Below are 7,849 nucleotides of genomic sequence, written 5' to 3'. Positions count from 1 at the left end.
ACAAAGGCACTAATGCTGCTGTTGTCCCAATTTGGGTACCAACGATCAATTGTGTAAACGGTGCAATAAACGCTAGTAAGATGATAAATGGAATTGCCCGGAAAAGGGATACTACCTTGTCACAAAAGCCAAACCAGAAGCGGTTTTCCATAATGCCACCCGGTTTAGTAATAACAAGTACAACACCAAAGATTAAACCAAGGAGACCACCAAAAATCGCTGGCCAAAATGTCATGTAAATAGTTTGCCAAATAGAGGTACCCCATCCAGTGTCACCACCCCAACCAAGGTTAGCAACGTTTGGTAAGTATTTAGTTAATAACTCAGTCATTCCAAATCCCCCGATCATCAATCTTCGTTACTTCAACATTTTGATCCTTTAAGAGGTCAACCACACTAGCTAGCTGTTTTTCATCACCCTTTACCAAAATGAACATTGTGCCGACTGGCTCGTCACCAAGGACTTCGATGTTACCATAAAGCATTGAAACATCTACTCCCAATTGCTTGTATAGTTCCAAAATAATGGACTTTGTAACATTATTAGCACTAAAGACTACTTGGAATAGTTGTTCATTTGGTGCTAAGTGACCTAAGTCAAAGGAACGTAAGGTTTCAATTGCAGCTAATGAGCCACCTACAAATTGGCGAGTTAATTCTTCCTTTGGTCGTAGGTAAACATCCCGTAAATTACCTTGTTCAATCACTACCCCATGTTGCATTACCGCAATTTTGTTAGCGACCCGTTTTACGGCATCCATTTCGTGGGTAATCAAGACGACTGTTAAGCCTAACTTCTTATTGAGATCCTTAAGAAGGTCTAAAATTTGGTTAGTATTACGTGGATCCAATGCCGATGTTGCTTCATCAGATATTAAAATTTCTGGGTCGTTAGCTAAAGCCCGCGCAATCGCTACCCGTTGTTGTTCACCACCTGATAGTTGAACCGGATATGCATTTGCCTTATCTTTAAGCCCCACTAAATCTAACAGCTTCAACACTTTAGCTTCCGCTTCATCGTCAGAAATCGAAGAGTGTTTCAAGGCAAACAGAACATTTTCAGCAACCGTTGTTTCGTTCAATAAGTTGAAATGTTGGAAAATCATTCCAATGTTACGACGTTTGGCTTGAAGTTCCTTATTGTCAATTTGTTGTTGACCATCCTTGAAAAGGACTGTTCCAGCAACCGTCACGGTCCCTTCAGTTGGCTTTTGAAGCAGGTTAATCGTTCTGACAAGGGTTGACTTACCAGCACCCGAGTAACCAACAACTCCATAAATATCGCCCTTTTCAACTTGGAGGTTCACGTGTTGAACTGCTTTTACATCCGCACCCTTTTTCTGGTGAAAGGTCACGCTCAGATTGTCTAAATCAATGATGTTCGCCATATCTTCCCTCTCCTTATTCTTTGTTTACTTTAAGTTCAAATCCCAGGCAGTCTTTTCAGTATCACCGTAGTACTTTTGGTAAAGCTTCTTAACTTGAGTAGTTTGGAATGCCTTAACAACATCTTTGTAAGCTTGCTTGTTTGCATCAGACTTCTTGGCAACGATGATGTTGATCCATTGCTTAGAATCTTGGTTTAATGGTTCAACGTAAATTGTTTGCTTCTTAGTTAAACCTGCTGGTGCGGCATAAGTGTTGTTAACAACGGCTGCATCGACATCGTTTAAGGAACGTGCAGTTTGTTCAGCACTTAATTCTTTAATCTTTAGGTTCTTAGTGTTCTTATCAATATCAGCGATGGTTGCTAACTTACCAGTACCCTTCTTAAAAGTAATTAGACCCGCGTTCTTTAATACGTATAATGCCCGACTTTCGTTAGATGCATCGTTTGGTACGGCAATTGTGGCACCATTTGGTAAGTCTTTGATACTGTTGTATTTCTTGGAGTATAAGCGAATTGGTGCAATGACAGTCCGACCAATTGATTGTAAATCACCATGGTTGGCTTTGTTCCAAGCATTTAAGAAGGCAGTGTGTTGGAAAGCATTTAAGTCAACATCCCCGTTTTGAACCGCCTTGTTTGGTTGGTTATAATCTGAGAAGTTCTTGACCTTAACAGTTACTCCATACTTACTTTTAGCTGTCTTACCAACTTGATCCCAAATCTTTTGCTGTTGATTAGTCAATCCTACGACACCGACCGTAACAGTCTTTGCTTGCTGTTGACGGTGATGTGCAAATCCTGCAATACCACCAATAACGACAATTGCAACAATGATGATGGTCCAAATTAAACCAGTGTGTTTTCTTCTTTTCATAACTAAAATCTCCTTTTTAATAATTGCTGTTAATCTATTTCATTAACCAAAACCGTAATAACAAAAAATCGTCCCTTATCTATTTCTAGATAAAGGACGATTAAATCGCGCTGCCACCTTTTATTCGTTAGACCCTCACGGATCCAACCTCAGCAGGTTGCTTAAGAGACGTCTCCCCTATACAACCTTGCACTAATAACGTGTGCAACTCCGTTACCGGCTATCATCACCGGTACCATTCCAAGCCCATCTTCAAAACTTACAACTACTTCTTTCCACCATCCAGAAGCTCTCTACAAGTTCTCGGTTCCTACTCTGCTTTTCGATATGTTTGTTATTCGATTAATTGATTATGAGTAATTATAATTTAACTTTAATTTTTGTCAACACGTTTTTTAATTTTTTAGGAACAATTTATCTATTTTGCCTAATCTAATGATTGATCATTAGTCAGTCTTAATGACTTATGATATGATATGTACCTAGATAAGAAGGAGGGTTCGCATTGCAAAATCCATTTGGTAACAATAATAATAACGATCCAAACAACATTTTTAACAATCTCCCAATTCCACCAAACTATGCGAAAATTAAAAATTACCGAGGCGACTTACGGATTGCCAAGGTAGGGATCTCATGGACCACGTTTTGGTTTGGCCCATTACCTGCATTGTTCCGTGGTGACTATTACAACTTTTTCTTGGAAATTGTGTTGGCTGCTGATTACGTATTAGTTGCACTCTTTTTCAAGTGGAACACTTTACTAACATTCCCATGGCCAGCATTAATTTTCGCCTTATTTTACAACATGATGTACTTCCGTCATTTATTTAATAAGGGATATTATCCAGCTGATGATCGCTCACGTGAATTATTGATTAAAAGTAAATATTTAAAAGAAAAAAAGTAATTATAAAAAGGTGGCTTTTGAAGCCACCTTTTTATAGTTCTCCACCAACTTTATCAGCTAATGCCGGATAAATTGCCATTACCGCTTGTCGATACTCTTTACCAGTGATCTTTAACCCAATAACTGGTAGGAAGTTGTTCACATCATCCGCCGCATGCTCACCAACTGCACTCACACCAACTAACTGCTGATTTTTAAATACTAGCGTTAGATGGCTCAGTTGGTCGTTTTGTCCTGCATAGAGGCTCCCATACTTCAGTGGAACTTTTTTAATCTGATAAGAGTGATTATCGACAACATTATCTGGATTAACCCCTGCCATTGCAACGACTGGGTAAGTAAATGCTGCCCGACCGATGGTTGGATATTTAATAGTATCCTGGGTATTTCCAGTTAAGTAGTTAAATAAGTACTGACCTTCAAACTCAGCTACTGGTGTCAACTTCGGTTCATGGCGACTAACTACGTCTCCAATTGCATAAACACCATCAACAGTTGTCTTCAAATGATCGTCAACCAAAATTCCGTTACGATCATACTGAATATTGGTTCGCTCTAAATGAAGCCGTTCAATATTAGGGTGGCGTCCAGTTGCGTCAACAACGTAATTAGTCTTCACTGAACCTTGATCTGTTTCCAGAACCAGTTCATCATCGCCAGCTAACAAGGATTGCGTATTGGTTTTAAACATGAATCGTATTCCTCGATCCTGCATGGCCTTAACCAGCACACTGCTTTCTTCTTTAGGAAAACCTCTTAAAACACGATCTGAATGCATAATTACTGTTACTTCTGCCCCAGCAGCCGCTACTAAAGTTGCCAATTCCAAGGACACAAAACCGGCGCCAATGAAGGTTATTTTCTGTGGAAGCTTCTTTAGAGAAAGAACATCAAAACTGGTATGCAGCTCATCCTTTCCAGGAATATTAAGAATATTGGGTGTCTGCCCAGTCGCAATAATAATATGATCAGCTTGATAAGAGTTTCCATTTACTTTTACCGTATGATCATCCACAAATTCTGCATAACCACTTTCCACATCATGAGTTTTAGCAATATTCTCTTTGGTTTCTGCTGGCCATGGGTTAAACCGCTCTAACTTCGTTTGCATTAATTGCTGCCAATCAAGTGTCGCTGGTTTACTAATCCCTTTGCCAACCAATTGCTGAGATTGTAAAACATTACGGACAGCTCCCTCAAGAAAGATCTTTGGTTCACAGCCGTAATTAGGACACGTTCCGCCAAATTCGAAGCCTTCAATCACTAATACTTGGTGGTCAGTTTGTGCTAGTAAGTTAGACATTTTATATGCCGCCGGACCAGAGCCAATTAGAATTTCATCATAATGTTTCATTTTGATACTCCTTTAATAACTTAAAAATTTACAAAAACGCCCTGACCTAGCAGGACGTTTTTTATTATTCACCGTGTTCTTGGGACCATTTTTCTGGATCTTTACGCCATGCATGCAGTGATGCTAGTTGATCATCAGAAATCATCTGGTTTTTCTTGGCAGTTTCAATTAGTGTTGTGTAATTAGTGACTGTGTAGTATGGCAATCCGGCGTCTTCAAAATTCTTATCCAATGCTGGCAATTGATAACTGAAGATTGCGACAACGCCAATCACATCACCACCAGCAGCCTTAACAGCTTCAACAGCCTTTAAGGCACTGCCACCAGTTGAAAGCAAGTCATCAATTACTACAACCTTTTGTCCTTCCTTTAAAACTCCTTCAATCTGTTTGCCACGGCCATGGTCCTTCGGCTTGGAACGAACATAAATTAGCGGCTTTTGCAGACGTTCAGCAACGTATGCTGCATGAGGAATTCCTGCTGTAGCAACGCCGGCAATTACATCGGCATCATTTAAATGGTGTTTAATTAATTCTGTCATCCCGACAGCAATGTTTCGACGAACGTATGGGAATGAGATTGTTAGTCGGTTATCAGTATAAATGGGTGAATGCAAACCACTTGCCCACGTGAATGGTTCATCAGGTTTTAATGTTACAGCGTTAATGTCTAATAAATTCTTAGCAACGATTTCTAATTGTCCTACCATAATTATTCACCCTCCATAAATGCTTTGCGAATAGCCTTGTAAGCTGCCACAGGATCATCACTCTGTGTGATTGGTCGTCCGACTACGATTCCATTGCTTCCTAATTCATGTGCCTGTGCAGGGGTAACAACCCGCTTTTGATCATCTTGTACGTTCAGGTTTGGCCGGATTCCCGGAGTAACGCATAAGAAGTCGGGCTTAGTAACTGTTCGAATGGCCTTTACTTCTTGTGCAGAACAAATGACACCATCTAATCCTGCATTTTCAGCAACTTGCGCATAGTTCTTAACCACATCAATGAGTGGCATATCAACGTGTTGTTCATTCTTTAAAATGTTATCATCAATCGACGTTAACTCAGTGATTGCTAATAACTTTGGTTCAGGAAGTCCCGCTTCGTGGGCCCCCTCAACAAGTCCTTCTTTAGCTGCCCTAAGCATTTCAGTACCACCAGCCGCATGAGTGGTTGTAAAACGAACACCCATTTTACCAATTACTTTCATTGAGCGACGCACCGTATTCGGAATATCGTATGATTTCAGGTCTAAGAAAACTGATAATCCCCGTTGTTTTGCTTGCTTAACAATTCCTGGTCCAAAAGCGTAGTACAATTCCATTCCGATTTTTACAATTGGAGTATGATTAGTGTCTGAAGCTAATTCATCAAAAAGTTTCAGTGCCTCTTCCTTGATTGCTACATCAATTGCAACCATTGGTTCAAAACGTTCCATTTGATTTTCCTCCTAAACAAAAAAGCAGTTCTCCTTGAGAGGACTGCTTTCGTAGATTGACCCGGATATAGTCCGATCAACCCGCTTTCGCCTTTTTGCCCTCTCTGGAGCGAATTAAAATGGTGAAATTCTAATTATTTTCAATTGAAATGTCTTCGTGACCGTCGTATTCTTCAACTGCTACATGGACGGTTTCGTTCATCGATGTTGGAATATTTTTACCAACAAAGTCTGGACGAATTGGTAATTCACGGTGTCCCCGATCAACTAACACCGCTAGTGAAATCCGCTTAGGACGTCCAAGATCCATTAAAGCATCTAGCGCTGCCCGAGCAGTCCGACCAGTGAATAATACATCATCAACTAAAATGACATGTTTGTCATTAATATCAACATCAATATCACTGCCATTAACTGTTGGTTGAATTTTATGATCAGCAACATGACGATCATCACGATACAAGGTGATATCGAGTGAACCAACTGGAATCTTAACCCCTTCCAATTGTTCCATCCGTTTTGCTAACCGTTGTGCTAAATAAATACCACGGGTCTTAATGCCGACAAAAACTAAATTTTCAACACCCTTATTTTGCTCAATGATTTCATAGGTAATCCGTGTCAGCGCACGTTGCATACTTGAACCATCAACGATTTCATGGGCCACAATCAACACTCCTTTTTATTAAATAAAAACGCCTTTACGTTGATTGGGGAACATAAAGACGTATTAGTATTCATCGATTCCCCTTTTGACCTCACTGGGTCGAGTTAAAAAGGCTTTATTTAAAATAAGTCTACCCGGATCAGGGTTGAGTGTCAACCATTCTTCAGCGTATAATGATCAACATAATTATTTTCTTTAAAAGGACTGGTATGCATGCGTAATTTCATGTTTGACTTTGATGGTACCCTTGCTGATTCTGGTGAGGTTTGTACCATTGCTACCCAAAAAGCATTTATTAAAAATCACCTCCCAGCCCCTACCAAGCAACAAGTGTTAGATTATATGGGGTTGCCAATTGAAACGTTCTTCCCAATGTTGGCTCCACAAGCTAGTTCTAAAGTATTGGACCAGCTATTTGACGACTTCAGAATGTACTGTACGCAATTTGAAGATTCTGGAACCAAATTATTTGATGGGATTGTACCAACTCTAAAAAGCCTTCACGATGCTGGAAAACAGCTTTTTATTCTCTCTAGTAATTCCTCAACAACAATTCAACACCACTTGGAACGATTTAAAATCGACCACCTATTTAACGAAATCGTTGGCTCAGATATGGTCAAAAATTTTAAACCTGATCCCGAAAGTGTTAATCGGGTTGTTCATGATTTCAGCCTTCAAAGATACCAGAGCGTCATGATTGGCGATGCACGCTATGATTTACAAATGGGCAAAAATGCTGCGGTGCAAACTTGCGGTGCCACTTGGGGAGCTTTTAACGTTGCCTCACTTCGCGATGAACAACCTAACTATCTAATCAATCACCCTCAACAGTTATTAAACATTTAAGGCGTTGAAAGTTACGGGCAATTAATTGATAACGCGTTTCACGTGAAACAAAAATTCTAAATGACTGAATTTTTCCGGAAAAGAAATGTTCAGTCAGTTTTTTAGTTAGGCAGATTGCAAGAAATAAGTTAACAATTATCATGTAAGTTTCTAAAAAAGACTTCAATTGGTGTTTGCCAATTTAAACACTTCATTGGTCTCGAATTAAGCCACCAATTAATTGCAATTAGTTCATCATTGGATATTTGTTCAATATGCTTGCCTTTTGGGATAAATCGGCGGAGAACTCGATTCCTGTTTTCATTGGATCCACGTTCATGAGGAGAATAAGCGTGTGCGAAAAACATTGGCTTGTTTATCAAATC

The 7,849-nt window shown here is 39.7% G+C and carries 9 protein-coding genes, 1 pseudogene and 1 other annotated feature; of the genes and pseudogenes, 2 read left to right on the top strand and 8 right to left on the bottom strand.

All coding sequences use genetic code 11. The features are described 5' to 3' along the window. The 3 genes and pseudogenes from H5975_RS06670 to H5975_RS06660 all read right to left on the bottom strand — a co-directional run. Positions 1-331: pseudogene (locus tag H5975_RS06670) on the bottom strand (ABC transporter permease); the annotation flags it as partial. Further along, on the bottom strand, positions 324-1,388 hold the full coding sequence (locus H5975_RS06665) for a methionine ABC transporter ATP-binding protein (RefSeq protein ID WP_178661128.1): 1,065 nt from the start codon (positions 1,386-1,388) through the stop codon (positions 324-326). The pseudogene H5975_RS06670 and the gene H5975_RS06665, both read right to left, overlap by 8 nt. Before the next feature lie 24 nt (positions 1,389-1,412). Beyond that, positions 1,413-2,264, bottom strand: a complete 852-nt coding sequence (locus tag H5975_RS06660; protein ID WP_178661126.1) for a MetQ/NlpA family ABC transporter substrate-binding protein — start codon at positions 2,262-2,264, stop codon at positions 1,413-1,415. A gap of 89 nt (positions 2,265-2,353) precedes the next feature. Next, positions 2,354-2,599: a binding site (T-box leader), on the bottom strand. Between the two features lie 170 nt (positions 2,600-2,769). Here H5975_RS06660 and H5975_RS06655 point away from each other — a divergent pair. After that, on the top strand, positions 2,770-3,174 hold the full coding sequence (locus H5975_RS06655) for a hypothetical protein (protein WP_204785391.1): 405 nt from the start codon (positions 2,770-2,772) through the stop codon (positions 3,172-3,174). A 31-nt stretch (positions 3,175-3,205) separates the two neighbouring features. Here H5975_RS06655 and H5975_RS06650 read toward each other — a convergent pair whose 3' ends face one another. From H5975_RS06650 to pyrR, 4 genes are all read right to left on the bottom strand, one after another. Continuing rightward, complete coding sequence (locus tag H5975_RS06650; RefSeq protein WP_204785390.1) at positions 3,206-4,528, bottom strand: dihydrolipoyl dehydrogenase family protein; 1,323 nt, start codon at positions 4,526-4,528, stop codon at positions 3,206-3,208. A gap of 64 nt (positions 4,529-4,592) precedes the next feature. Further along, the gene (gene pyrE / locus H5975_RS06645) at positions 4,593-5,237 is read right to left on the bottom strand and encodes an orotate phosphoribosyltransferase (RefSeq protein WP_204785389.1); all 645 of its coding nucleotides are present in this window, start codon (positions 5,235-5,237) and stop codon (positions 4,593-4,595) included. Positions 5,238-5,239: 2 nt separating this feature from the next. After that, entirely contained in the window at positions 5,240-5,968 is a 729-nt protein-coding gene (pyrF, locus tag H5975_RS06640; protein WP_204785388.1) for an orotidine-5'-phosphate decarboxylase, read from the bottom strand. A 130-nt stretch (positions 5,969-6,098) separates the two neighbouring features. Beyond that, on the bottom strand, positions 6,099-6,635 hold the full coding sequence (gene pyrR, locus H5975_RS06635) for a bifunctional pyr operon transcriptional regulator/uracil phosphoribosyltransferase PyrR (RefSeq protein ID WP_178661115.1): 537 nt from the start codon (positions 6,633-6,635) through the stop codon (positions 6,099-6,101). Positions 6,636-6,848: 213 nt separating this feature from the next. On the opposite strand from pyrR, the gene H5975_RS06630 reads away from it, so the two are divergent. Beyond that, positions 6,849-7,484: an HAD family hydrolase gene (locus H5975_RS06630; protein ID WP_204785387.1), complete on the top strand. Its 636-nt coding sequence runs from the start codon at positions 6,849-6,851 to the stop codon at positions 7,482-7,484. A gap of 128 nt (positions 7,485-7,612) precedes the next feature. On the opposite strand, the gene H5975_RS06625 is transcribed toward H5975_RS06630, so the two are convergent. After that, a partial coding sequence (locus H5975_RS06625) for an IS30 family transposase (protein WP_204785386.1) occupies positions 7,613-7,849 on the bottom strand: 237 nt, incomplete at its 5' end.

Origin of the sequence: Limosilactobacillus coleohominis, from assembly GCF_016901675.1 — a bacterium.
GTDB classification, from domain to species: domain Bacteria; phylum Bacillota; class Bacilli; order Lactobacillales; family Lactobacillaceae; genus Limosilactobacillus; species Limosilactobacillus intestinavium.
This window is presented reverse-complemented; position numbering and strand designations above follow the sequence as displayed.